The organism is Hymenobacter segetis (assembly GCF_054776495.1).
In genome coordinates this window covers 1,298,108-1,322,332 of record NZ_BAAHBV010000001.1, presented here as the reverse complement: position 1 = coordinate 1,322,332, position 24,225 = coordinate 1,298,108, and the positions used below count along the sequence as shown (strand labels likewise).

Annotated in this window: 18 protein-coding genes; 11 read left to right on the top strand and 7 right to left on the bottom strand. The window is 62.4% G+C overall.

What is annotated here, in order from left to right; all coding sequences use genetic code 11:
* Window positions 1–169: 169 nt before the first annotated feature.
* A complete protein-coding gene (lpdA, locus tag ACYU70_RS05665) occupies window positions 170–1,564 on the top strand; it encodes a dihydrolipoyl dehydrogenase (RefSeq protein ID WP_342298773.1) in 1,395 nt (464 codons plus the stop codon).
* Window positions 1,565–1,642: 78 nt separating this feature from the next.
* Here the strand turns inward: lpdA and ACYU70_RS05660 are convergent, their stop codons facing one another.
* The gene (locus ACYU70_RS05660) at window positions 1,643–3,535 is read right to left on the bottom strand and encodes a chloride channel protein (RefSeq protein ID WP_342298771.1); all 1,893 of its coding nucleotides are present in this window, start codon (window positions 3,533–3,535) and stop codon (window positions 1,643–1,645) included.
* A gap of 295 nt (window positions 3,536–3,830) precedes the next feature.
* Between ACYU70_RS05660 and sbcD the strand changes: the two genes are divergently transcribed.
* The 3 genes from sbcD to ACYU70_RS05645 all read left to right on the top strand — a co-directional run bounded on the left by sbcD (window position 3,831) and on the right by ACYU70_RS05645 (window position 9,396).
* The gene (gene sbcD / locus ACYU70_RS05655; protein ID WP_342298770.1) at window positions 3,831–5,090 is read left to right on the top strand and encodes an exonuclease subunit SbcD; all 1,260 of its coding nucleotides are present in this window, start codon (window positions 3,831–3,833) and stop codon (window positions 5,088–5,090) included.
* A gap of 55 nt (window positions 5,091–5,145) precedes the next feature.
* Window positions 5,146–5,604 carry a hypothetical protein gene (locus ACYU70_RS05650; protein ID WP_342298768.1) on the top strand — a complete coding sequence of 153 codons (459 nt, stop codon included), beginning with the start codon at window positions 5,146–5,148 and terminating at the stop codon, window positions 5,602–5,604.
* A gap of 78 nt (window positions 5,605–5,682) precedes the next feature.
* A complete protein-coding gene (locus tag ACYU70_RS05645) occupies window positions 5,683–9,396 on the top strand; it encodes an AAA family ATPase (RefSeq protein ID WP_342298766.1) in 3,714 nt (1,237 codons plus the stop codon).
* Between the two features lie 27 nt (window positions 9,397–9,423).
* Here ACYU70_RS05645 and ACYU70_RS05640 read toward each other — a convergent pair whose 3' ends face one another.
* Both ACYU70_RS05640 and ACYU70_RS05635 read right to left on the bottom strand, forming a co-directional pair.
* Window positions 9,424–10,482 carry a DUF6687 family protein gene (locus ACYU70_RS05640; RefSeq protein WP_342298764.1) on the bottom strand — a complete coding sequence of 353 codons (1,059 nt, stop codon included), beginning with the start codon at window positions 10,480–10,482 and terminating at the stop codon, window positions 9,424–9,426.
* Between the two features lie 42 nt (window positions 10,483–10,524).
* Window positions 10,525–10,764: an HNH endonuclease gene (locus tag ACYU70_RS05635; protein ID WP_342298762.1), complete on the bottom strand. Its 240-nt coding sequence runs from the start codon at window positions 10,762–10,764 to the stop codon at window positions 10,525–10,527.
* A 271-nt stretch (window positions 10,765–11,035) separates the two neighbouring features.
* Here ACYU70_RS05635 and ACYU70_RS05630 point away from each other — a divergent pair, with 271 nt between their 5' ends.
* The 5 genes from ACYU70_RS05630 (at window position 11,036) to ACYU70_RS05610 (ending at window position 15,755) form a co-directional block, all read left to right on the top strand.
* Window positions 11,036–11,485, top strand: a complete 450-nt coding sequence (locus ACYU70_RS05630) for a hypothetical protein (RefSeq protein ID WP_342298760.1) — start codon at window positions 11,036–11,038, stop codon at window positions 11,483–11,485.
* A 106-nt stretch (window positions 11,486–11,591) separates the two neighbouring features.
* Window positions 11,592–11,903 carry a thioredoxin gene (trxA, locus tag ACYU70_RS05625; RefSeq protein ID WP_342298758.1) on the top strand — a complete coding sequence of 104 codons (312 nt, stop codon included), beginning with the start codon at window positions 11,592–11,594 and terminating at the stop codon, window positions 11,901–11,903.
* 86 nt (window positions 11,904–11,989) lie between these two features.
* Window positions 11,990–14,350, top strand: coding sequence for a TonB-dependent receptor (locus ACYU70_RS05620; RefSeq protein ID WP_342298757.1), 2,361 nt, complete (start codon window positions 11,990–11,992; stop codon window positions 14,348–14,350).
* Between the two features lie 12 nt (window positions 14,351–14,362).
* Window positions 14,363–15,232 carry a DUF4249 domain-containing protein gene (locus ACYU70_RS05615; RefSeq protein WP_342298754.1) on the top strand — a complete coding sequence of 290 codons (870 nt, stop codon included), beginning with the start codon at window positions 14,363–14,365 and terminating at the stop codon, window positions 15,230–15,232.
* Between the two features lie 91 nt (window positions 15,233–15,323).
* Entirely contained in the window at window positions 15,324–15,755 is a 432-nt protein-coding gene (locus ACYU70_RS05610) for a lipocalin family protein (protein WP_342298752.1), read from the top strand.
* A gap of 101 nt (window positions 15,756–15,856) precedes the next feature.
* Here the strand turns inward: ACYU70_RS05610 and ACYU70_RS05605 are convergent, their stop codons facing one another.
* Window positions 15,857–16,675 (bottom strand): purine-nucleoside phosphorylase, encoded by an 819-nt coding sequence (locus tag ACYU70_RS05605; protein ID WP_342298751.1) that lies wholly within the window; start codon window positions 16,673–16,675, stop codon window positions 15,857–15,859.
* A 126-nt stretch (window positions 16,676–16,801) separates the two neighbouring features.
* On the opposite strand from ACYU70_RS05605, the gene ACYU70_RS05600 reads away from it, so the two are divergent.
* Window positions 16,802–17,494 (top strand): PKD domain-containing protein, encoded by a 693-nt coding sequence (locus tag ACYU70_RS05600; protein WP_460615918.1) that lies wholly within the window; start codon window positions 16,802–16,804, stop codon window positions 17,492–17,494.
* 83 nt (window positions 17,495–17,577) lie between these two features.
* Here the strand turns inward: ACYU70_RS05600 and sppA are convergent, their stop codons facing one another.
* Window positions 17,578–19,353 carry a signal peptide peptidase SppA gene (gene sppA / locus ACYU70_RS05595; RefSeq protein WP_342298748.1) on the bottom strand — a complete coding sequence of 592 codons (1,776 nt, stop codon included), beginning with the start codon at window positions 19,351–19,353 and terminating at the stop codon, window positions 17,578–17,580.
* A gap of 613 nt (window positions 19,354–19,966) precedes the next feature.
* Window positions 19,967–21,295, bottom strand: coding sequence for a replication-associated recombination protein A (locus ACYU70_RS05590; protein WP_342298746.1), 1,329 nt, complete (start codon window positions 21,293–21,295; stop codon window positions 19,967–19,969).
* 124 nt (window positions 21,296–21,419) lie between these two features.
* Between ACYU70_RS05590 and ACYU70_RS05585 the strand changes: the two genes are divergently transcribed.
* Entirely contained in the window at window positions 21,420–22,352 is a 933-nt protein-coding gene (locus tag ACYU70_RS05585; protein ID WP_342298743.1) for a DMT family transporter, read from the top strand.
* Window positions 22,353–22,440: 88 nt separating this feature from the next.
* Here ACYU70_RS05585 and ACYU70_RS05580 read toward each other — a convergent pair whose 3' ends face one another.
* Complete coding sequence (locus tag ACYU70_RS05580) at window positions 22,441–23,820, bottom strand: MBL fold metallo-hydrolase (protein ID WP_342298741.1); 1,380 nt, start codon at window positions 23,818–23,820, stop codon at window positions 22,441–22,443.
* Window positions 23,821–24,225: the final 405 nt, after the last annotated feature.

Genomic DNA, 24,225 nt, shown 5'->3' with positions numbered 1-24,225 from the left:
ACGGGAAAATTCAAAAATTGGCTGCTGGCCCAGACCGCGCCAAAATCTTGTTGGCAAGATAACCCACCGGCAACTACAATCCCGACGCGGCGCGGCGGCTATCTTTACGGCTCGTAATGGGTGGGCCCCCCAGCCGGGCCCGGTTTACTTTTTTCTTTCGCAGCATTCTATGGCATTGCAATTTGATTTGGTCGTGGTCGGCAGCGGCCCCGGCGGGTACGTAGCCGCCATTCGGGCGTCGCAACTGGGTTTGAAAGTGGGCGTTATCGAGCGCGAGTCGCTGGGTGGCATTTGCCTCAACTGGGGCTGCATCCCCACCAAAGCCCTGCTCAAGTCGGCGCAGGTGTTTGAGTACCTCAACCACGCCGCCGACTATGGCCTGAAGGCCGAAGGCATCGGCTACGACTTCGGTGCGGTGATTTCGCGCAGCCGGGGCGTGGCCGACGGCATGAGCAAGGGCATCAACTTCCTGTTCAAAAAAAATAAAATCGAAGCCGTGATGGGCACCGGCAAGGTGGTGGCCCCCGGCAAAGTGGAGGTAACCAAGGCCGACGGCAGCAAGGAAACGGTGGAAGCCAAATCCATCATTCTGGCCACCGGCGCCCGCTCGCGCGAGCTGCCCACGATGCCGGTTGACAACAAAAAAATCATCGGCTACCGCAAGGCCATGAGCATGGAGCAGCTGCCCAAGCGCCTCGTGGTGGTAGGTTCCGGTGCCATCGGTGTCGAGTTTGCCTACTTCTACCGCACCATGGGTTCGGAGGTGACGGTGGTGGAGTTCCTGCCCCGCATCGTGCCCGTGGAGGACGAGGAAGTGTCGCGCCAGATGGAGAAGTCGTTCCGCAAAATCGGCGTGAACGTGCTCACCAGCGCCGAAGTAACTAAAGTGGACACCAGCGGCGAAGGCTGCAAAGTGACTATCAAAACCGCCAAAGGCGAGCAGCAGATTGACTGCGACGTGGTGCTGAGCGCCGTGGGCGTGACCACCAACCTCGAAAACATCGGCATCGAAGAGCTGGGCATCAAGGTAGAGCGTGGCCGTGTGCTGGTCGATGATTTCTACCAGACCAACGTGCCCGGCATCTACGCCATCGGCGACATTGTGCCCGGCCCCGCGCTGGCCCACGTCGCCTCGGCCGAAGGCATCATCTGCGTTGAGAAAATCGCCGGCCACCACCCCGAGCCGCTCAACTACCAGAATATCCCTGGCTGCACCTACGCCTCGCCCGAAATTGCCAGTGTGGGCTACACCGAAGCCGAAGCCAAAGCCAAAGGCTACGACGTGCTGGTGGGCAAATTCCCCTTCTCAGCCTCGGGCAAAGCCAGCGCCGCCGGTGCCAAAGACGGCTTCGTGAAAGTCATTTTCGACAAGAAATACGGCGAGTGGCTCGGCGCCCACATGATTGGCATGAACGTGACCGAAATGATTGCCGAGGTAGTGGTGGCCCGCAAGTTGGAAACCACCGGCATGGAAATCATCAAGGCCGTGCACCCACACCCAACGATGTCGGAAGCCATTATGGAAGCTGCCGCGGCGGCATATGGCGAGGTGATTCACCTGTAAGGGTCTGTTCTAATCCATTAAAAAAAAGCCTCTTGCAAATAGCAAGAGGCTTTTTTGTGTGTCATGAGCTACGAATAATTACTCAATCTCCGATTTCTGCTTTTGAAACATGGCCTGGCCGCGCAGCAGCACGCGCAGGCTTTTGCGCTTGAGCGAAATATTCGGGGTGGTGCTGTCGTCATCTTCGAGGCGGTTTTTGTAGGCCGTCAGGATGTCGCGGTAGGAGATTACGCCGCTGACCAAAGCCTTGCTGCCGGGGCCCAGCACGGGCAGCACGTCCACATTCTCGCGGGCCATGCGCTCTACGGCGGTGCGGAGGCTGTCGGTGGCCAGCAGGGTAGAGGAGCGGGGCTGGAGCAGGGCGCTGATGGGCGCGTTTTCGTCGGCGTGCCAGCCGGCCAGGGCCACCGTGCTCACGATGCCCGCGAACGCCCCGTCGGGGTTCACCACTACTAAGTGCGGGCCGGTATGTTCGGCTTCGCGCTCGGTCCACTCGCGCACTTCGCCGATGGTATTGTCGGTACTGATGGCCAGCATGCCGTTTTGCAGCACGCGGCCCACGTTCACTTTGTCGAGCAGGTCGGGTTCGTAGTCGACTGGCGTTTTCACCCCGCGCCGGGCAATTTTCTCGGTCATAATGGTATTGCCCATCAGCAGAAACGACACCAGGTAGGCCGCCGTGCAGGCGCCCAGCAGTGGCAGCAGCGCCTGGGCCTGGCCCGTCGATTCCACCGCAAACACGATGGACGTGAGCAGCGCCCGCGACGCCCCCGCAAACATGGCCGCCATGCCCACCAGCGCCGCCAGCGGCAGCACAATATCTGAAGCCGGAAAGAAGTATTTAATAGCCACGCCCAGCAGCGCGCCCGTGGCCCCGCCGATGGTGAGCAGCGGCGCCAGCGTGCCGCCCGACGTGCCGCTGCCCAGCGAAATGGCCCACGAGGCAAACTTCAACAAACACAGCGTCAGCAGCAAACTCAGCGAGGCGTTGCCCGACAGCACCTCGGTGATATTTTCATAACCCACGCCCAGCGTGCGCGGCGCGAAGTAGCCAATGCCACCCACGGCCAGCCCGCCCAGTGCCGGCCACCACGCCCAGTGAATGGGCAGTTCTTCGAACAAGTCCTCAATGAAATACACGATTTTGGTGATGGCCACCGAGGCCAGTCCCACCAGCAGCCCGATAGCGCTGTAGGTTGCCAGCGCACCGTTGCTAGGGGCCAGCAGCGCGGGCATGGGAAACGCCGGACCTTGCTCAAACAGCAAGTGATGCCCCGCCGCTCCCGTGATGCAGGCCAGCGCCACCGGCAGCAGTGAGCGCGGCGAAAACTCAAACAGCAGCAGCTCGATAGCCAGAAAAACCGCCGCGATAGGCGTACCGAAAATGGCCGACATGCCCGCCGTAGCGCCCGCCGCCAGCAGCACCTTGCGCTCGTGGTGGGTGATTTTGATGAGCTGGCCCAGTGTGGAGCCCAGTGCCCCGCCGGTGGCAATAATCGGCCCCTCGGCCCCAAACGGCCCGCCCGTACCAATCGAAATAGCCGCCGACAACGGCTTCAGATACATGATGGAGGGCTTGATGCGGCTCTGGTTGGTCAGAATCTGCTCCATGGCCTCGGGGATGCCGTGGCCGCGAATGGCTTTCGAGCCATAGATGGCCATCAGGCTGACCAGCAGGCCGCCCAGTGCCGGCATGAGGATAACCCACAGGCCAAGGTGGTTATCGGCCGGGCTGTGGTATTCCAGTGAGGCACTGCCGTGGAAAACCAGATTGGTCACCAAATTGATGAGGTAGACCAGCAGGCGGGCCACGAAGCTGATGACCACGGCCACCAGCACCGCCAAGGCCGAAATACGTACCAGGCGCTGCTTGTCGGGGGCCACGCGGGGCCGCACGCCGTCATCGGCCAGGGTAGAATCGAGGGAGGGAGCAATGGGAATGCCGGCCTGGGCCAGCGGCGAGTGTTTCATAGGGAATGGGAAAGTGTGAAGCGTCGGCCAATGAATTGGCGGTGCATATTAGTAGCAACCTCATGAAAGCGGGATGAGTGCCCCGTTACTTGGGTAGCCGTCGGAATAACGGGTTGCACCTTTGTCCGGTTGTAAGTAGTTGGTCTTGCGCATTTGGCTGGTTTTATTGAATGAGCCATTGTTATGAGGCGAACTCATCTATGGACTTTGACCGAACTTTGCAGGTGAATTTTCTGCCTCGATTATCGTTTCAGCAGTTCCCCGCCTTCCTTAATACCCGCTACCTATCCCCTAAATGCGCGTCCTTCACACCGCCGACTGGCACCTTGGCCAGCACTTCCTCACCGGCCAGGAGCGCACCACCGAGCAGCAGGCTTTCCTCGACTGGCTGCTGCTGACGGTGCAGGCCCAGCAGATAGAGGTGCTGGTAGTGGCCGGCGATATTTTCGATACCCAAACGCCGTCCTACACGGCGCAGGAGCTGTATTATACGTTTTTGGTGAAGATGCAAGCCACCGGCTGCCGCGACATTGTGGTGGTGGGCGGCAACCACGACTCGCCCACCATGCTCAACGCCTCGCGGCAGCTGCTGCGGCAGCTGCGCATCCACGTAGTGGGCGGCGTGCCTACCGACCCCACCGAGCAAATTCTCAATCTCAACGGAGCCGATGGCCGCCCGGGGCTGGTGGTGTGTGCCGTGCCCTTCCTGCGCGACCGCGACATCCGCCTGGCCGTGGCCGGCGAAACCCCCGACGACCGCCAACTCCGCATCCGCCAGAGCATTGCCGGCCACTACGCCGCCCTGGCCGACCACGAATCCGTGCGGCGCCAGCGCGAGCAGGACGTGCCCGTGCTGGCCACCGGCCACCTCTACGCGGCCGGCGGCGAAGCTCGCGAAGGGGCCGAGCGCGACGTGCACATCGGCGGGCTGGGTTTGATTGGGGCCGAGCATTTCCCCGCCGCGTTCGACTACGTGGCCCTGGGCCACCTGCACCGCCCGCAGGTGGTGGGCGGGCGGGCGCACATCCGCTACTCGGGCTCGCCGGTGCCGCTGTCCTTCACCGAAGCCGATGACAAGCAACAAGTGCTGCTACTGGAATTCAATGGGGCCGGCGCGCCCACCATTACCAGTTTGCCCGTGCCGGTCACGCGGCGCTTGCAGCGCTTTCACGGCACGCTGGAGGAGGTGGAGGCCGACATTCTGGCCTTCGATAATTCCGCGTTTCAATTCGTGGCTTGGGCCGATGTGCTGGTGCGCTCCGACGAAACGCCCGCCGAAGTGCAGCGCCGCGTGCAGGCCGTGTTGCAGCTGCAAAAAGCCCAGGTGCTGGCTCCGCGTGGCGTGCGCCACCAGCGCGCCACCGAAGCCGCTGACCTGGCCGAAAGCACGATGCCGCTGGCCCTGCTGCACGAATTGACCGTGGACGAAGTGTTCAGCCGCCGCGTAGCCAGCCTGCCGCCCGAGCGGGCGGCCGCCCTCTCCGCCACCTTCGGCGAGCTGCGCCAGCTGCTGGCCGAAGCCGACCCGTTGGCCTGGGGCGGAACGGACGGATAAAACTGGTTACAGTGGATTTTCGGCGGTAGTTTTGACTTCCATATTCGTTCTACTCATGAAAAAATTAATACTGCCTATCGCTGCCCTCGCTTTTTTGCTGGGCACGGCCACCGAAGCCTGCGCTCAGGCCTACCTCATAAACGGTATTGTGGGCGGCATTCGGCTGGCTAGCCGGGCTGCCAATAAAAAAGGAGCCCCTGCCACACCGGCTGCCGCCACAGGCACTTACCGGGGCCAAACGTTCCCGATGCAGCGCACGCCGGCCGAGCTGCTGCCCAAGAAAGGTGCCGAGCAGGTGACGGCCATGGAAACCCAGCTCGACCGCTTCCACACCGCCCTGCTTGCTGATTCGACCAGTGCGCTATGCACGCCCGAGCAGCGCACTGCCATCCAGACGGCCATGGTGAACCTGGCCCGGGCCCAATCGAGCTGGGACCTCCAGCCATACCAGAAAGAAGCCACTTTCTATCTGGCCGAAGATGCCCGTCGCCAGAAGGCTGCCACCTCCAAATAACCTGCCTTTCGGCTTGGCCTGGTTCTTCGCCCGCCGCCGCCAGCCTGATGCTGGTAGCGGCGGGCGTAATTTTATCCTATGAAAATTATCAGCGTCCGCTTCGCTAACCTGAACTCGCTGCCCGGGCCGTTTCTGATTCGCTTCGATGAAACGCCGCTGGCCGACACGGGGCTTTTTGCCATCACCGGCCCCACCGGCGCGGGCAAAAGCACGCTGCTGGATGCCATTGCGGTGGGACTCTACGGCCGCGTGCCGCGCCACGACCGCCAGGTGGGCGAGATGGTGAGCCGCCACGCCAAAGACGCTTTTTCGGAAGTAGAATTCGAGGTGCACGAAACCAACCCCGACACCGGCGTGGTGGACCGCGTGCGCTACCGCTCGCGCTGGGAAGTGAAGCGCAAAGTGCGCGGCGAAGACAAAGGCGCGCTGAATGCCGATGCCATGACGCTGGTAATGAGCCCATCCAACGTGGCCGTTATCAGCGGCAAGGAGGCAGTACCGAAGCGGGTGGGGGAGTTGTCGGGGCTCGATTTCGGGCAGTTTGAGCAGTCGGTGCTGCTGAGCCAGGGCAAGTTTGCGCGCTTCCTGCACGCGCCCGAGAAGGAGCGGAGCGCCCTGCTGGAAAAGATGACTAACGTGGGCATCTACTCGCGGCTGAGCGTGGCCGCGTTTGAGAAGGCCAAGGAAGAGGAGCTGAAAACCAGGCTGCTGCGTGCCAAGCTAGATGCCACCCGGCTGCTGTCGGACGACGAGCGGGCGGAGCTGGAGGCCCAGCTCGACGTGCTGCACCAGCAAGCGGAATGGCACCACTTGGAGCAGCAGGACCTAACTGTTTTCTTGGTATGGCGCACTGAATTGGACCAGTTAAATAAGCAGTTGAGCGACACGGCCCGCGAAGTGGAGCGCCTGCGCCGCGATGACGAAACCCTGCAACCCGATATTGCCCGGCTAGATGGCCACGCACGCGCCGCTGCCGTTGATAAGCCACTGGAACTGGCCGCGGCCGCTGAAAAGGAAGTCAATAGCGACGAAACGCAGCTACGCGAACTAGCCGAAGCCCTGCCCCGCCTGCGCTTGGCCGCCGATGCTGCCGCCACTGCCCACACCGCCGCCACCACCGCCCACGCCACCGCCCTGGCCGACGAAAACCGCCTGCGCCCCCTGCTCAGCAAAGCGCAGCAGCAGGATGCCGAGATTGCCGCCGCCCGGCAGCAGCTCAACTTAAAGCACGCGGCCCACGAGCAAAGCCAGAAGGCTTATGCCCAGGCCGAAGCCGACCTAAACCGCGAGACACAGCAGATTGAAGCCCTGCAAACCCGCAACGCGGCCCTGGACCGCTGGCTCATCGAGCACAGCGCCGAGATTAAACTTGATAAGCAACTCGACCAGATAAGTCGTGAAATCATCGACCTGCAAAACGCGCAAAAGGAAATAGCCACCCGCGAGGCCAGCCGCGCCGAACTGCGCAAAGCCCAGGACCAAACCACCACCGACCTGCGCCGTCAGCACGGCCTCGAAACCGACGCCCTAGCCCGCCAGCGAGCCATCAAGGACGAAGGCCAGCCCTGCCGCACCGAGCGCGACGCTCTTCTGGCCGGCACGTCGGCCGCCGCCCTCGTCCAGCGCGCCGACGACCTCACCGCCCACCGGCAGGCCCTGCAACAGCTGCTGCCCAAAGCCGAAGCAGCCCACGAGCACCAGACCCGCGCCGCTGCCCTGGCCGCTGAAATCGACCAACAGGCCCCGGCTCTGGTCACGGCCGAAGCGGCTGCAAATCACCTCGAAACCCGCCGCGCCGACGGCCAGAAGCTGCTCGACAGCTACCGCCGCGAACTGCGCGTCCAGCAAGCCCTGGCCGACCTCAACACCCACCGCCAGCACCTAGAGGCCGGCCAGCCCTGCCCGCTGTGTGGCGCGCTGGAACATGCCTTCGGCCCCGATTTTACGGCCGAAGCCGATGCACAGGAACTGCGCGTGACCCAGCAGGAGCGGGCTCTGGCCGCGCTCGATGAGGAATTTCGGCAAGCCACTACCGCCCTCACCCGTCACCAGACCGAGCAGCGCCAGCGCCAGCAGCTCCGTAGGGAAGCAGCTGATGCTGCCGAAACGGCCCGTCAGCAAGCCGCCGACCTCGCAGCGGCACTGGTGCCCGCGCCCGCCGAACCGGCCAACCCCGCCGCCGTTCGTGCGCTGCTGGAAGCGGCGGCCGGTGAGCAAGCTGCGGCCGTCGCCGCCCGTCGCCGCCTGGCCGAGCTTGATGAAAAGCTGGGCGCGCTGCGCGAAAAATACCTGCAGGCCGGTGAGGCCATCACCGCCGCGCAACGCGAGATTCCACGCCTGCTGGACCGGCAGACAACCATCGAAGCCGACCTGGCTCGCCTCGCCGATGAGCTGGTGCATTGGCAGGAACAGGCCGAGATTTTCCAAAGCTCGCTTCGGGATTTCCTCCAGCCGCATAAGCTGGAACTGCCCGCCCGGCCGCCCTACGACGGCCTGCTGGCCACGCTGCGGGAGCGAGCCGACCATTACGAAACCCAGGTGACCACGCTCAGTGAGCTGGGAAAACAGCTGCTGGAAAAAACCAGCCAGCGCAATGCCCATCAGCAGGCCTTGACGCAGCAGGAAGCCCAACTTGCCGCTGCCGTCGCTATTTTGGCGGCCGACGAGGAAGCGCTACGCCAGCAGCAGCAGGCTCGCCAGGCAGCTTACGCTGGCCCCAATCCCGCCGCCGAAGCCGAGCAGTCTCGTCAAGCTACCCTGCGCCTGGCCAATGCCCAGCAGCTCAGCCAAAGCCAACTAGCCGACCAGCAGAAAGCCCTCGAAATCCAGCAAAACCGCCGCGACGACCTGCAAACCCAGCTTGCCGCGCACAGTGCGGCCTATGCCCAGCGGCAGGCTGAGCTAACCAGGGCCTTGGAAACCGCAGGCCTCGCCAGCGCCGCCGAGGCCCGCGCCCTGCTGCTACCCGCCGCCGAAGCCCAGCGCCTCCAGCAGCTTCGCCAGGAACACCTTACTAACCAAACCGCCGCCGCCCGCCGCCTCACCGACCTCACCGCCGAGCTCAGCCACCACGCCGAGGCCGGCCTAACGCCGCACTCGGCCCCCGAGCTAACGGCCCAGCTCAATACCCTCTCAGCCGCCGATGACATTCTGCAGCAGAAGCTGGGGGCCGTGGGCAATCAGCTGAAATTGGACGACGATGCCCGCACCCAGCAGGCGGCTGGCTTGCAGGAACTGCTGCTGCGCCAGCTGGAAGAGCAGCGCTGGCAGGACCTGAGCGACCAAATTGGCTCGGCGCGGGGCGACAAGTTCAGCCAGTTTGCGCAAGGCCTCACGCTCACCCACCTCGCCCGACTGGCCAATCTGCGCCTGCGCCAGCTCACCGGCCGCTACACCATCCTCAAAACCCCGCACCGCAACCTGGAGCTGCAAATCATCGACCACGACCAGGCCGATACCGTGCGCCCCATGGCTTCGCTCTCGGGTGGCGAAAGCTTCCTGGTAAGCCTGGCACTGGCTTTGGGCCTGAGTGAGCTGGCTGGCCACAAGGCCCGTATCGAGTCGTTATTCATTGATGAAGGCTTCGGCACGCTCGACCCCGAGGCGCTGAACACCGCTCTAGATGCGCTGGAGCGTCTGCAACACTCAGGCAAAATGATTGGCATCATCTCCCACGTTTCCGACCTCAAAGACCGCATTGGCACCCAGATTCGGGTACGGCCGGGCGCGGGCGGCAACAGTTCAGTGCACTTGGTAGACGTGCGCGGCGAAGAAACCGACTGCGCGGTGTAGCTGTAGCGTGGAATCTGCGAGTCCGCGTTACATCCCGGCCGCCTTCACCTCCGGCCAGGTCCAGTATTTCTTCGGCTCAATCCCAGCGTAGCCGGCCCGAAAAAACGCCAACACTTGCCGTTCAATATCCTCCGGCGCAATGGACGACGGATAAATCGGCCGGCCGTCGGGGTCGGCGTAGCGCTCGGCTTTGGTTAGCTTCTTGCCGGTCAGGCGCAGGAGCGGGCCGGTGTCGGTGATGCCGTCGGCGGTCCAGGTGCGGCCGCTGTTTTCCAGCGCGTTGAGGCGGGCTGTGAGTGGGGCCAGCGCCAGGCGCGGCAGGGTAGGGCGGCTGGCCAGGTCAATCCACGTCGTGTATTTGTATTCTAGCTCGTATCGGTTGCCTTCGTACTGGCTCAGCACGATATCATAGCCTGCCGTGGGGCCGAAAAGGGCGTAGTATGGCAGTGGCGCGGGTGTATGCACCACCGCCAGGCCGATTTCTGGGTAGTGCCGCCGCGTGGTTTGGGGGCTTTGGATGATGGCCGCCGCCCGTTGCACCAGGTCGTATTCGGGCTGCCAGGCGGCGCGGCCGTTCTCCGGGTTTTGGAGCAATTCGGCAAAGCGTGGCAGAAACCAGTCGAACTTTTCGGCCGAGGCCTCGTCCTCGCGCCGCCGCCGGATGGGCGCGCCGAAGGGTTCGTAGAACCGGGCTTTTTCCTCGGCATTCAGCCAACACACCAGCTTCAGCGCGTCATTGGCCAGCGGGTGGGTCAGGTCGATTTCCCGGAAATCGCCCAGCACGGCCACCAGACGCAGCAGTGCTTCGTGCTCCAAAGCCAGTGCCGGATTCAGTAAACTCCACACGCCGATAAAGCCGTCAATATCAAAATGATTGGCCGTGACGGCCGCTGCGTCCAGGCCCGGCGTGGTGGTCTGGTGCAGCGCCCGCAGCGCCGAGCCTGCGCTCGTATCGTCGCGCAGGGCCGTGGGCGTGGCCGCCCCGCGCCAGTGCGCCAGCGTGAGCACGGCCCCCAGGCCCACGCTATCCACCACAATAGTAGGCTGCTGCCGAAGCTGCGCGAAAGGCACGAAATAGCGGTTCATCCGGCAAAGCTCCGTTAAAAATACCAGGCGGCGCAAGCCTGCTCAGCGTCGGCCGCGCCGGTTGCTGATGCGCTCCACGCGCTGCCTCCGAATCCAGCGCAGGTAGGTTTGCAATTCATCGGCTTCCCGCAGGGCTTCCACGGAAGCATACTGCCTGGCCAGGGCGCGGTTGCTCAGGAAGCGGTGCACGCTGCTGTGACAGGGCTGGCAGAGGTCGACGGTGGGGCCATATTTGCCGCCTTCTTCGCGGGGTACCAGGTGGTGGCGGGAGGTGGCCTGCACCTCCCGTTCGCAAAGGCCGCAGCGGGGGCCGGCAAGGGTCGGCGAAGGATTATCGGACGGCCATGAAACAGACCGCGAGCGTTGCCTGGGCATTACGCAAATAGTAGTCGGACAGGAACAATTTGACTGAAACCTTAACAGACTTCGCTTGCTGCAAGTTGCGGATTTGTTATCAACGTACTATCTTGGCCAGTAATGTGCGGATTTCTCGCATTTTATCTCTCTTTCTGGCTAACTGCATTTCACCCTTTTTCTCTCCTTTTTAACCGTGATGATAACTGTACCTGCTTTTTTAAAGCCCAAACAGTGGCCCCTGGCCGGCTGGCTGACCGGGGCACTGATGATGATATTGCTACTGGGCTCGGCCCCCGAAGCCCACGCGCAAACCTGGATGGTGAGCACCACCGCCCAAATCAAGCTGGGCATCCTGGATAAATATGGCCAGCTCGGCCCTTACACGGCTATCTTCATCGTGCACAGCGAGAAAACCGGCAAAGACTACCTACTGGTGAAAGAGCTGGCCAAAGGCCAGACCGGCGTCGACGTGCTTTTTCCCACCGACCCCTCCGACCCCGAATACTTCAAGGCCGAAACCGGCGAAGCGGCCAGCGCCATCCCCGGCCGCTACACTTGGGAGTGCCGCGTGAAAGGTGTGAAAGCCGTGGGCGGGCGCTTTACGCTGCCCGAAGTAGCCAACGACGTGACAATTATCAACAAGTAGCGAAGCCGATTGCGGCCGCAAAAACCAAAAAGCCCGGCCACGCGCCGGGCTTTTTGCGTTATATATGGTTCAAAGCCCTTGACTTCTCGCTTAACCACCCTTCGCCATGCCTCGCAAGTCTTTCCCCGAACTCATCAACAGCCCTGGAATGCCGGTGCTGGTTGACTTTTACGCCACCTGGTGCGGCCCCTGTAAAACCATGGCCCCTATTCTGGAGCAGGTGGCGGCCCAGCACGGCGGCAAGGTGCGCGTCGTCAAAATCGACGTGGACCGTAACCAGGCCGTGGCCCAGCAATACCGCGTGCAGAGCATTCCCACGCTGATTCTGTTCCATCAGGGGCAGCCGGTGTGGCGGCAGGCGGGCGTAGTGCCGGCCGCCCAGATTGCGCAGGTTTTGCAGTCCTACGTGGGCAAATAACCCGCCCCGGCACGGGCGCTAAACTATCCGGTGCAGGCCGGCGTTGGGGAGGACGCTACCTTTGCGTCTTCCTCGACTGCTACCGTATGATTTTTAGTGCTGCCCGGCGTTACTACTTGTTGTTGTTTATGTTGGGGCTGGGATGGCCGCAGACCGGCCGGGCCCAGACGGTGGCGCGGTTCACCATCAGCGGCACGGTGCGCGGCGGGCGCGGCGAAACCCTGCCCGGGGCCAGCGTGGCCGTGCCCGCCCTCAATACCGGCACGGCGGCCGACTCGCTCGGGCACTATTCGCTGAGCCTGCCCGCGGGGCATCACCAGCTGGTCATCGCCTTCATCGGCTATCAGCAAATCACCCGCGAGGTGAACCTGAAAAAAAACGAGCGCCTGAGCCTCAACATGGAAGAAAGTGGCAATGAGTTGGGCGAAGTGGTGGTGGAAGGCTCCGTGACGCTGGAGCAAAAGCTCAAAACCACCCAAATGGGCGTCGAGCACCTCAGCATTAAGGAAGCCAAGCTGCTGCCGGCCCTTTTTGGCGAGGTCGATATCCTGAAAACGTTGCAGCTAAAGCCCGGCGTGCAGAGTGGGGGCGAGGGCACCAGCGGCCTGTTTGTGCGCGGCGGCTCGGCCGACCAGAACCTGGTGCTGCTGGATAACACGGTGGTGTATAATCCTAACCACTTGTTCGGGTTGTTCTCGGTGTTCAACTCCGATGCCGTGCAGAGCGTGGACCTGTACAAGTCGGGCTTCCCGGCGCAGTTTGGCGGGCGGCTGTCGTCGGTGGTCGATGTGAAATTGCGCGAGGGTGACCGCCAGCACTACGTGGCCACCGGCGGCGTGGGCCTTATTTCGTCGCGCCTCACCTACGAAGGGCCGATAAACAAGGGCAAGGGCTCATTCATCGTGAGCGGCCGGCGCACGTATTTTGACATTTTCACCCGGGCGCTCAACAAGGCCAACGAGGGCAAGGAGGACTACAGCCCCATTCCCGACTACTATTTCTACGATTTCAACGCCAAGGCCAACTACACGCTCGGCGAGAAGGACCAGGTGTTTCTGACCGGCTACCTGGGCCGCGATATTTTCGGTTTCAGCAGTCCGAACGGGTTCAAGTTCAGCTTCCAGTGGGGCAATACCATTGGCTCGCTGCGCTGGAACCACACGTTTTCGCCCAAGCTATTCGTGAATACCACCGTGTCGGTGTCGGACTATAAATACACGCTGACCAACCAGCTGGCCAACGTGTTCAATTTCAACCTGGGCTCGCAAATCACGGACTACACCGGGCGCACCGATTTTGAATACACGCCCAACGACCGCCACCAAATCAAGTTAGGGGCCATGCTCACGCAGCACCGCTTCGGCGTGGGCCGCCTCAGCGCCAGCACCGGCGACGGCCGCCTCGACATCGGTTCCGATGTGCATTACTACGGCCTCGACGGCGGTGTGTACGCCTCCGACAACTACAAGGCCACCGACAAGCTCCAACTAGAAGGCGGCCTGCGCCTGACCGGTTTCCGTAGCGGCACCGACCAGTACGGCGGCCTGGAGCCCCGCGCCGCCGCCCGCTACGCTCTGAACGATAAGACCTCGTTCAAGCTCAACTACGCCATGATGTACCAGTACGTGCATTTGGTCACGAACTCGGGCGCGTCGCTGCCCACCGATATCTGGTACCCCTCGCGGCTGTCGGTGAAGCCGCAGCAGTCGCAGCAGGTGAGCGGCGGGGCCAGCTTCCTGCTGGGCGGCGGGAAATATTTGCTCACCAATGAGCTGTACTACAAATGGGGCCGCAATCAGGTCGATTTTCGCGACGGCGCGCAGCTGTTTGTGAATCCCGATTTGGACCAGGAGTTCATTTTCGGCAAGAGTTGGGCTTATGGTAACGAGCTTTACTTAGAGAAGAAAACCGGCAAAACCACCGGCTGGATTGGCTACACGCTGGCCTGGAGCTGGCGCAATTTCCAGCCCCAGAACGGCACCAACGGCGTGAACGGCGGCCGCGATTTCCATCCCAACTACGACCGCCGCCACAACCTGACCGTGGTGGTGCTGCACCAACTCAATACCCGCATCAATCTCACGGCCAGCTTCATTTACACCTCGGGCAACCTCACCACGCTGCCGCTGGGCCGGTTTGGGGTGCAGGATATTCCGGGTTCCAGCGTGGGCATCGACCCGCGCCCGGTGCCCGTGTACCCCGACCGCAATTCCTACCGCCTCATCCCGTACCACCGCCTCGACCTCGGCGTGGTGTACAAAATCGGGGTCCGGCGCGACCAGGACCTCACCCTGAGCATCTACAACGCCTACAACCGCCGCAACGCCTACTTCGTGTTCTTCGATACCGTGCGCGACAAGGCCACCGGCCGCACCACCGGCTTCCAGGCCAAGCAGGTGTCGCTGTTCCCGGTCATCCCGTCGCTGACGTACAATTTCCGCTTCTAAACCATGGGTTTTATGTCGATTTCAATCAACAGAAGCACGTTTGGGGCGCTGGCGATAATTGGGCTGGCGCTGGCCGGCTGCGGCAAGCTGCAAAACGACATCAACGTGCCGCTGCCGGCCTTCTCCTCCGATTTGGTGGTGGAATGCTATCTGCAGCCGGGCAAGGTGCCGGAGCTGGCCGTCACCACATCGGTGCCGTACATCAGCGCCGTGCTGCCGCAGGTGCCCACCGATGTCACCGTCACGCTCACCATGCCCAACGGCACGCTGGTGCCGCTGGCCTTCAACCCCAATTACCGGGCGTTGATTGATACCACTTCGGGCGTGAAATTCCACTCCCACATCGGCCGCGACCCGCTGGTGGCCAAGGCCGGCGACGTGTTCAAGCTCGACGTGGTAGACACCAAAGGCCGCCACGCCACCGCCACCACCACCATGCTGGCCCCCGTGCCCATCGATTCGGTGAGCTACCAGTTCAACGACAAAACCGGCTCCGAGCGCAAGGCGCTTTTCCTCACCAGCTTCCGTGACCCGGCCCCGCTCGATGACTGCTACCGCCTGCAGCTGCACAAGGGCAACCCAGCCAAGGGCGCGCTCCTCAAAAGCCCGGAACAGGATATGTCGGTAGAGGACCGGCTGCTCAACGGCCAGGAATTTGTGCTGGGCACCAGCTACCGCTTCTATCCCGGCGATACCGTCACGGCCACGCTCTACCATACTGAGCGGGCCATGTTCCGCTTCCGGCAGTCGGTGCGCGATGCGCGGCAGGCCAACGGCAACCCTTTCGCCCAGCCCTCCGCCATCTACGGCAACGTGCAGGGCGGCATCGGTATTTTTGGGGTGCTGAGCGGTACCACGGCCCAGAAGATTATCTCGAAGTAAGGAGCCAGGAAAAAATAGAAACTGTCCCAGGCAACCATTCAGACCGGGGCATCATCTACTGTTCATTCCTAACCCAATTTCCTTTCTTCTCATGCACAAGCTCCGTTACCCCGTTCTCGCCCTGGCCCTGCTTACCCTGAGCCTCGGCAGCTGCAAAAAAGACTCGGCCACCACGCCGCAGCCCACCGCCACCGCCTCTACCCAGCAGCTGACCACCGGCAGTTGGCGCCTCGACCAAATCAAACAAGCCGGTCAGGTCACCGGCACTGGCTCGGGCATCAAGGACCAGTACTCGCTCACCTTCCGCACCGACGGCACCTACACCCAGAAGCTATTGGCCGACGGCACCACCTACCCCGGCACCTGGATGCTGATGACCAACAACACCGTGCTGCACCTCACCGACAACAAGGGCACCAGCAACGAATATGCCGTGGCCGCCCTCACGGCCACTGAGCTGCGCTACACCTTCACGAATAAAACCGGCGCGGTTGAAGAGCGCACGTTCTCGGCCCAGCCGTAAGTGTAAGCTGCTTCATAAGTGATATCTCAAACAACGAGGCCCGGATATACCATCCGGGCCTCGTTGTTTTTTGCCTGGCACTGCACAAGCTAAAGCATGTGCTACAAGCCTGCCACCACCGCCTTTATCAGCGCCGTGAGCCGGGGCTCGGCTGCGGCGGCGGCGGCGAAGATATCGGCCAGCACTACGGGCTTGAGGTGGCCGGGTGCGCAGAGGTCGGTGATGACCGACACCGCCAGCACCGGCAGGCCCAGGTGGCGGGCGGCAATTACTTCCGGCACCGTGCTCATGCCCACGGCATCGGCCCCGATGGTGCGCAGGTAGCGGTATTCGGCCGGGGTTTCGAGCATGGGGCCGGGCACGCTGGCGTACACGCCGCGCCGGGTGGTGCCGGCCTGGCCCAGCGCCTGGGCAGCGGCTTCGGCCCGGCGGAGCAGGTCGGCGTCGTAGGGCGCGAACATATCCGGGAAGCGCGGGCCCATTTCGTCCAGGTTGGCCCCGATTAGCGGGTTGGTGGGCTGCAGGTTGATGTGGTCGTCAATCAACATCAAATCCGCAATGTTGAAATCGGGGTTCAGGCCGCCAGCGGCGTTACTCACCAGCAGGCGGGCAATGCCGAGCAGCTTGAGCACGCGCACAGGCATGGCCACCTGCTGCATGGTGTAGCCCTCGTAGTAGTGGAAACGGCCTTGCAGCACCGCCACTTTCTTACCGCCCATGCGGCCCAGCAGTAGCCGGCCGGCGTGGCTTTCTACGGTGCTAAGGGGGAAGTGCGGAATGTCGGCGTAGTTGATTTCGTATTCGACATCGACCTCCTTGGCCAGCGCGCCCAGCCCGGTGCCGAGGATGATGCCCGTTTCGGGCTGGAAGGCCTGGGAGTTGGCGTTGATGTAGGTGGCGGCTTCGCGGAGGTGTTGCATGCGATGGGGTAAGGGAAGTATCGGGTAATTACGAAAAGCAAAATTCGTTCATGAGCAGCGAAGCTATATTACTTTCGACTTGGTGCTCGTTTACCACGTTAGACCTAACCACTTCCTTTCTTTCCAATGAAACAAATCTTTCCAATGAAACAAATAAACTACAGCTTACTGCTGCTTGCGTTGCTGGCCGGCTCTTGCAAAAAAGACACTACGGCCGCCAAGCCCGTGGCCCGCTTCAGCGCCCCGGCTTCAATCGGCGCGAACGTCTCGTTGCAGGTCACCAACCAGTCGACCGATGCGACGGATTTTTTGTGGACCTGGGGCGACGGCACGACTTCCACAGGCGCGACCCCATCGCACGCGTTCGATACCTACAGCAAAAAAGTCCGGATTCGCCTGGCCGCATCCTCGGCCGAAGGCACCGATACTACCAGCCAGGTAGTGGAGATAACCGCTGGCGGGGCTCCGGCCAGTGTGATGTCATCGGCGGTGGGCAACTACCGGGGCCGGCTCTACCGGATGAACTATTCCGGCAACAACTTTACCACCGTGGTTAGGGACACAACCATGCCCCTGACGGTGGTGAGCCCGAGCCGACTGCACCTGTTCAACGGTGATTTTGACTATCAGCTGGGTAGCTATACTTCTCCCCGGGCTTGGATGGGCCACGCGCCCGAACGAAAAAACGCCTCGTTTTTCTCTCTTCGAAACGCGCTACAGCTGGAAACCTCGGGCGACAGCATCTACTGCTACGTGTACTCGGGCGGCGTGGTGCAGGCGGGCACCATCTGGAAATTCTACGGCAAAAAGCAGCCGTAGAGCAGGGCTGAAGCCTGAAATAAAAAAGGCTTGCCCCAACGGGCAAGCCTTTTTTGATGGATGGTCGCTAGCGGCTGGCCGTGCTACTGGATATCCAGCGTGTACGGCAGGCGGGCCTGTACGCCGCGCATCTGCATGAGCTGCTGGTACTGGGCGTAGGCGGGGTACAGCGGCCCCAGCTCGGCCTTGATGGCGCGGGTTTTGGCGGCATCATCGTCGTCGGTGAACGTGGAGATGAAGTCCTCCAGCGCCGATTTCTGGCGGGGCAGGCGCTGCACGCGGTAGTCGTCGGGCTGGAGGTGGGCGCGGGCGGCGGCAATTTTCAGCGCGTCCTGGTAGTCGCCGAGCACGTCCACGAGGCCGTTGTTTTTGGCTTCGATACCGCTCCAGACGCGGCCCGAGGCCAGGCGACGCAGGCGCTCCACGGGCATGTGACGGCCTTTGGCGGCTTTGCTGGTGAAGTCGGCGTAGATGCGATTTACTTCTTCCTGCAAGGTGCGTTTTTCAAATTCCGTGAGCGGGCGGGTGATGGTGGGCAGGTCCGAAAACTTGCCCGTCGTCACGCGGTCCACGGTGATACCGAGCTTGTCGGCCAGCATGGGCTGGATGTTGGGCAGCACGCCAAACACGCCAATGGAGCCCGTGATGGTGTTCGGATGGGCCACGATGGTATCACAGGCCATGGCAATGTAGTAGCCGCCGGAAGCCGCCACGTCGCTCATGCTGGCGATAATCGGCTTTACTTTCTTGGTTAGCAGCACCTCGCGGTAGATGATGTCGGAGGCCAGCGAGGAGCCGCCCGGCGAGTTGATGCGCAGCACCACGGCCTTCACCCGGTCGTCGAGCCGGGCCTTGCGGATGGCTTCGGCGAACTTGGTGCTGCCGATGTTGTCGTCGGAGCCCTTGCCGGTCACGATGTCGCCCTCGGCGTAAATCACGGCGATGCGGCGGCCGCTGGTTTTGCCTTCGCGCTCGTCCACGCCGTTGTCGTGGTCGGTGTAGTCGGACAGGCTTACCAGGCTGGGTTTTTTGTTTTTGGCCAGGTCCAGCTTGCGGCGCATGTAGTCCTGCACCTCATCGAAGTAGCCGAGTTTGGTGACGAGGTGCAGGCGCAGGGCATCGGGGGCGTTGTGCACCAGCATCGAGTCCGAAATTACCTTGAGGCGAGCCGGGTTGATGCCCCGGGTTTTGGCCACCTCGCCAATCATGTAGCCGTTGATGGAGTTCAGGAACGACACCGTCTGGTAGCGGGCCGAATCAGAGAAATTCTCCCGAAAAAACGGCTCCACGGCACTTTTGAAGGAGCCCACCCGGAAAATGTAGGGCTGAATGCCGGCCTTATCGAAAAGGCGCTTATAAAACAGCACCTCCGAGCTCAGGCCGTTGAATTCGAGCGTGCCCTGGGGGTTGAGGTAGATTTCATTGGCCATCGAAGAGAGGTAGAAGCTCTTTTCGGACGCGATTTCGTGGTAGGCCACCACGAATTTGCCGCTCTTTTTGAAGTCGAGCAACGCGTTGCGCACTTCCTCCAGCGAGGCCATGCCGCCCTGCACGATGCCCAAATTCAGCAGAATGCCCTTGATGTCGTCGTCGCCCTTGGCCCGGTGAATGGCCTCTTTCAACTCGACCAGCCCCGTACTGCCGCCCCCGCCAAAGCCGCCGAAGCGCCCTTCGCGCCCGCGCTCATTGAGCGGCTCGTTGAGCTTGAGCTCCAGCACCGAGTTGGCCACGGTTTCCTTGGGGCCGTTGGCGCTGCTCACCGTGGCCCCGATGAAGATGGCCAGCAGGAAAAATCCGAGGAAGGCGAAGGTCACAAGCCCCACGATGGTGGCGAGGACGTATTTAAGAAACTGACGCATGGTTGCAGACTAGGTGAGAGCAAGCAAAAGTAGGCGGCGCGGGCCGTTTGGCTTTCCCCCGGGGTTTCGCACCGCTCCCCCGCGCTTTCCCACCGGTGGGAAGACACGGGGGAACGATGCGAAGGCCCGGGGGAACGATGCGAAAACGCGGGGGAGCGATGAAAAGTCCCGGGGGAGCCGTGCGGAACCGCCGGGGGCCGGTGCGCCGCCGCCGGGGAGGGGTGCGCAGGGGCAAGGGCGCGGTGCAATGGGCCGGGGGAGCGTTTCGAACGGTCTTGCCGCCGTTACGAACAGTCTTGCCGACCTCGGCAAAGGTGTTCGTAACGGCGGCAAGACCGTTCGAAAGGTCGGGAAAGGTGTTCGTAACGGCGGCGAAGGTGTTCGAAGCCGCGGCTCGACCGTTCGTAAGGCCGGGGGAGGTGTTTGAAGCGCCGGAAAGGGCGTTCGAAGGACCGGGCAGACTGTTTGTAAGGGCGGGAAAGGTGTTTGAAGTATCGGGGCCGGCGTGCGAAGCGTGGCCGGTCGGACCGCCTAGGGCGGTCTGACCGGTTGAAGTACCACCGATACCCGAGCTACCCCAACGACAACCGGTCGGACCGGGGCATTCGAAACCCTAATACCCGTATTTCTCGCCCCACCAGCCGCGCAGGCGCTCCTGGATTTTGGCCTCGCTGGCGTTGTGGCCCGGCGCGTAGAAGCGGGTGCCGCTCAGGGCATCGGGCAGAAACTCCTGCTCCTCAAAATTGCCCTCGCCGTTGTGCGAGTAGGCGTACTCTTTGCCGTAGCCGAGCTGTTTCATGAGGCGGGTGGGGGCGTTGCGCAGGGGCACCGGCACGGGGTACACGCCGTTGGCCTTCACTTCGGCCTGGGCGGCGCGGATGGCCATGTAGGCAGCGTTGCTTTTGGGCGATGTGGCGAGGTAGATGACGGTCTGGGCCAGAATCAAATCCGATTCGGGCAGGCCGATGACGGTGCAGGCCTGGAAGCAGCTCGTGGCCAGCATCAGGGCGTTGGGGTTGGCATTGCCGATGTCTTCGGAGGCCAGAATGAGCATGCGGCGGGCGATGAACTTCACGTCTTCGCCGCCTTCCAGCATCACGGCCAGGTAGTAAAGGGCGGCGTTGGGGTCCGAGCCGCGCATGGATTTGATGAAGGCCGAAATCACGTCGTAGTGCATTTCGCCGCCCTTGTCGTAGCGGGCCAGGGGGCGCTGGGCCACGGTTTGCACCACCGCATCGGTGATTTCGATGACGCCTTTTTTGTCAGGCGGCGTGCTTTGCACCACGATTTCGAGCAGGTTGAGCAGCTTGCGGGCGTCGCCACCGGAGAGGGCCAGCAGGGCGTGGTCTTCCTTTAGCTTCACCTTTTTTTGCTTCAGGGCAGCGTCCTCGGTCAGGGCTTTTTGCACCAGCCCGCGCAGGGTGTCCGCGCTCAATGCCTCCAGCACATACACCTGGCAGCGCGAGAGCAAAGCCGGGATGACCTCAAAGGATGGATTCTCCGTCGTCGCCCCAATGAGCGTGACGGTGCCGTGCTCCACCGCGCCCAGCAGCGCATCCTGCTGGGCCTTGCTAAAGCGGTGGATTTCATCAATAAACAACACCGTGCCGCGTTGGCGCTTGGCTTTTTCAATCACGTCGCGCACGTCCTTCACGCCGGCATTAATGGCGGAGAGGGCCGAAAACGGCTGCTTCAGCTCCGAGGCCAGCAGGTGGGCCAGGGTAGTTTTGCCCACGCCGGGCGGCCCCCAGAGGATGAGGCTGGGCAGTCGGCCCGAGTTGAGGTAGCGGCGCAACACGCCGGTTTCGCCCACCAGGTGCTGCTGGCCGGCGTAGTCGGCCAGGCGGCGGGGGCGCTGGCGCTCGGCGAGGGGGGCGTCGGCGCTGGGCGCGGCGGCGGGGGTGAAGGCGGCGGGTTCGTCGTCGGGAAAGAGGGAGGACATGGGGGAGCGAAGTAGCGCGGAAGTAGCGCGAACTTTGTAGTTCGCGTTTTAGAACGATTCCCGCCCGTCGTGGTTCAGACGGCGCGAAACGCGAACTACAAAGTTCGCGCTACTCTTCCCGGTTATGCCCAATCAATTCCGCGTCCACGCGGCCCTCTTCGTCGTCACAGTCATCTACGCGGCCAACTATTCGCTTTCCAAAGACGTGATGCCGCTCTACATGACGCCGTTTGGCATCGTGACGCTACGGGTGCTGGGGGCCTCCAGCTTCTTTGCGCTGGTGAAATACTTCGTGGCCCCGCAGGACAAAATCATCGGCTGGGCCGATAACCGGCGGTCCATCATCTGTGGCATCTGTGGGATTGGAGTCAATCAGTTGCTGTTTTTTTCGGGGCTGAACCTGACTTCGCCCATCAGCGCCTCGCTGCTGCAAACCATCGCGCCCATCGTGGTGGTCATCGCCTCAGCTATTTTATTGAGCGAGAAGATTACGCTGCCGCGCGTGCTGGGCATTGCCGTGGGCGCGGCGGGTGCGGCCTCGCTCATCCTCAGCCGCAACGCGCAGGCGGCCATCTACCCGCACGCCACGCTGGGCAACCTGTTCATCCTGGCCAATGCCACCGTGTTTGGCCTCTACCTGGTGCTGGTGCAGCCGCTCATGCGCAAGTACCACGCGTTTACGGTGCTGGCGCGGGTGTTTCTGGTGGGGGCCATCGTGGCCGTGCCCTTCGGCTGGCGCGAGGCGCTGACGGCCAACTACGCCAGCTTCCCCCTCAAAATCTGGCTCGAAATCGGCTACATGGTGGTGTTCCTCACCATCCTGGCCTACCTGCTCAATAACTGGGCGCTGAAATACGCCTCGCCGGCCCTGCTGGGCGTGTATATCTACCTGCAGCCGGTGCTGGCCGTGCTCATCGCCGTGGCCCTGGGCAAAGACCATTTCACGCTGGCCAAGGCCGGGCAGGCGGCGCTCATTTTCCTGGGCGTGTGGCTGGTGAGCCAGAAGCCGAAAGCCGCGCCGGTGGCGGAAGTGCCGGAGGAAGCGGTGGTGGACTGAGGGCGGTTGGGTGAGTCCCATGAAAAGTAGAACGTCATGCTTCCACTGCGCTCAGCATGACGTTCTTTTTACACAAGGCCAGCGGTTACTAATGCGCTGCCTGCTTCTGGAAATCCGTAATCGCCTCGCCCAAATCCAGCACCTCTACACCTGGCAAAGCCTGCTGCACAATGCTGGCCCCGGCCGCCGAGCGGTAGCCGCCCGCGCAGTGAATGAGGATGGGCTTATCGGTCGGAATCTCGTGGGCGCGCTCGCGCAGCTCGGGCAGCGGGATGACCAGCGCGTTGTCGAATACCGGCGTTTTGGCCTCCGTCCGGTTGCGGATATCCACGATGGTGAAGGCTTCGGGGTGCTCGCGCACCGCGGCTACGTCCACGGCGGGGGAGGTGGCGGGCAGGGCCGTGGGGGCCAGTAGCGCGCCTTTGATGTTGCCCTCGTAGCCGATTTTGGCGGTTTTGCGGATGACAGTGTCCAGCGCGATTTTGGAATCGGCCAGCAGGTAGAAGGGCTCTTTGGGGCCCACTACCGAGCCCAGCCAGGTTTCAAACTTGCCGCCATCCTGCAGGTTGATGGCCCCCGGTAGGTGACCGGCCCGGAATTTTGCCGCCGGCCGCGTGTCGATGAGTAGCACGCCGGGCTCCAGCGCCGCGTCGCTGCCCGGGTGCGGCACCGCCCGAATGCTGTCCTCAAAGCTGGGCGCGCCCTGCTTGTTCAGGGCCACGTCGTGGCCGAAATACTTGGGCACGAAGGGCTGGTCTTCGAGCAGGACTTTGATGAATTCGTCCTGCGACATGGGTTGCAGGGCGTAGTTAGTTTTCAGCTCCTTGGCAATGGTGGAGTCAAGGTCTAGGCTGGTGGTTTTGCCGCAGAGCGAGCCGGGGCCGTGGGCGGGGTACACCTTGGTGCTGCCGGGCAGGGTCATGAGCTTGTTGCGGGTGCTTTTATACATCTGCGCAGCCAGTTCCTCGCGCTTGTGGCCGCCCACGGCCTCGTCTTCGCGCAGGTCGGGCCGGCCCACGTCGCCCACAAACAGCGTGTCGCCGGTGAATACGGCGCGGCTCTGGGCCAGCTCATCCATGAGCAGGACGCTGATGCTGTCGGGCGAGTGGCCGGGCGTGTTGATGGCGTGCAGCTCGTAGCTGCCCAGCTTGATGCGGTCGCCGTCGTCGAAATTCTTGTGCGGGTATTTGGCCCCCACCAGCTTGCTGCAGTAGATGGTGGCCTCGGTTTCTTCGGCAATTTCCAGGTGCGACGACACGAAATCGGCGTGCGGGTGCGTCTCAATCACGGCGATGATGCGGGCCTCGTGCTCGTCGGCGAAATCGTAGTAGGGCTGGGGGTCGCGGGCCGGGTCGATGATGGCGACTTGGCGGCCGCAGCGCACAGCGTAGCTGGCGTGGGCCAGGCCCTTGTCGTAAAACTGCTGGATTTGCACGGCCGAGGCCGTGCTACTGGGGAGGGGAGGCATGGGGTGGGGTGGTTTGGAAGCCGGGTGGTTTGGTCAAATATAAGCAAGCGGCCGAATAGCAGCGGGCAGGCCCGCCCAGATAAAGCACCAAAAAAGCACCAGCCAGATGGGAAGGGAACTCCAGTTTTTTCAATACTTTTGGAATAATTATTTCCACATTTCCTGCGATTTATGATGAAGTTTCTACGGATACCCGCAACGGGTATATGCCTGCTTTTGGGCCTGTCAGCCCAAGCCCAAAACGGCTGGACACTGCCCAGTATGCCCTGGGTTGCGTACGCCATACCGGAAAGCACTATACTACGTGTACCTGTGGCGGGCGCAGTGTGGGGCGTGAGAACGTATTTGTCCGGGGGGTTTGGGTATCTTACCACTACCTCGGAGCTTTACACCACGCCTGACAAT

Bases quoted from the DNA above. Each gene is read 5' to 3' on its own strand.
- lpdA (WP_342298773.1), top strand. From the start codon at position 170: ATGGCATTGCAATTTGATTTGGTCGTGGTCGGCAGCGGCCCCGGCGGG.
- ACYU70_RS05660 (WP_342298771.1), bottom strand. From the start codon at position 3,535: ATGAAACACTCGCCGCTGGCCCAGGCCGGCATTCCCATTGCTCCCTCC.
- sbcD (WP_342298770.1), top strand. From the start codon at position 3,831: ATGCGCGTCCTTCACACCGCCGACTGGCACCTTGGCCAGCACTTCCTC.
- ACYU70_RS05650 (WP_342298768.1), top strand. From the start codon at position 5,146: ATGAAAAAATTAATACTGCCTATCGCTGCCCTCGCTTTTTTGCTGGGC.
- ACYU70_RS05645 (WP_342298766.1), top strand. From the start codon at position 5,683: ATGAAAATTATCAGCGTCCGCTTCGCTAACCTGAACTCGCTGCCCGGG.
- ACYU70_RS05640 (WP_342298764.1), bottom strand. From the start codon at position 10,482: ATGAACCGCTATTTCGTGCCTTTCGCGCAGCTTCGGCAGCAGCCTACT.
- ACYU70_RS05630 (WP_342298760.1), top strand. From the start codon at position 11,036: ATGATAACTGTACCTGCTTTTTTAAAGCCCAAACAGTGGCCCCTGGCC.
- trxA (WP_342298758.1), top strand. From the start codon at position 11,592: ATGCCTCGCAAGTCTTTCCCCGAACTCATCAACAGCCCTGGAATGCCG.
- ACYU70_RS05620 (WP_342298757.1), top strand. From the start codon at position 11,990: ATGATTTTTAGTGCTGCCCGGCGTTACTACTTGTTGTTGTTTATGTTG.
- ACYU70_RS05615 (WP_342298754.1), top strand. From the start codon at position 14,363: ATGTCGATTTCAATCAACAGAAGCACGTTTGGGGCGCTGGCGATAATT.
- ACYU70_RS05610 (WP_342298752.1), top strand. From the start codon at position 15,324: ATGCACAAGCTCCGTTACCCCGTTCTCGCCCTGGCCCTGCTTACCCTG.
- ACYU70_RS05605 (WP_342298751.1), bottom strand. From the start codon at position 16,675: ATGCAACACCTCCGCGAAGCCGCCACCTACATCAACGCCAACTCCCAG.
- ACYU70_RS05600 (WP_460615918.1), top strand. From the start codon at position 16,802: ATGAAACAAATCTTTCCAATGAAACAAATAAACTACAGCTTACTGCTG.
- sppA (WP_342298748.1), bottom strand. From the start codon at position 19,353: ATGCGTCAGTTTCTTAAATACGTCCTCGCCACCATCGTGGGGCTTGTG.
- ACYU70_RS05590 (WP_342298746.1), bottom strand. From the start codon at position 21,295: ATGTCCTCCCTCTTTCCCGACGACGAACCCGCCGCCTTCACCCCCGCC.
- ACYU70_RS05585 (WP_342298743.1), top strand. From the start codon at position 21,420: ATGCCCAATCAATTCCGCGTCCACGCGGCCCTCTTCGTCGTCACAGTC.
- ACYU70_RS05580 (WP_342298741.1), bottom strand. From the start codon at position 23,820: ATGCCTCCCCTCCCCAGTAGCACGGCCTCGGCCGTGCAAATCCAGCAG.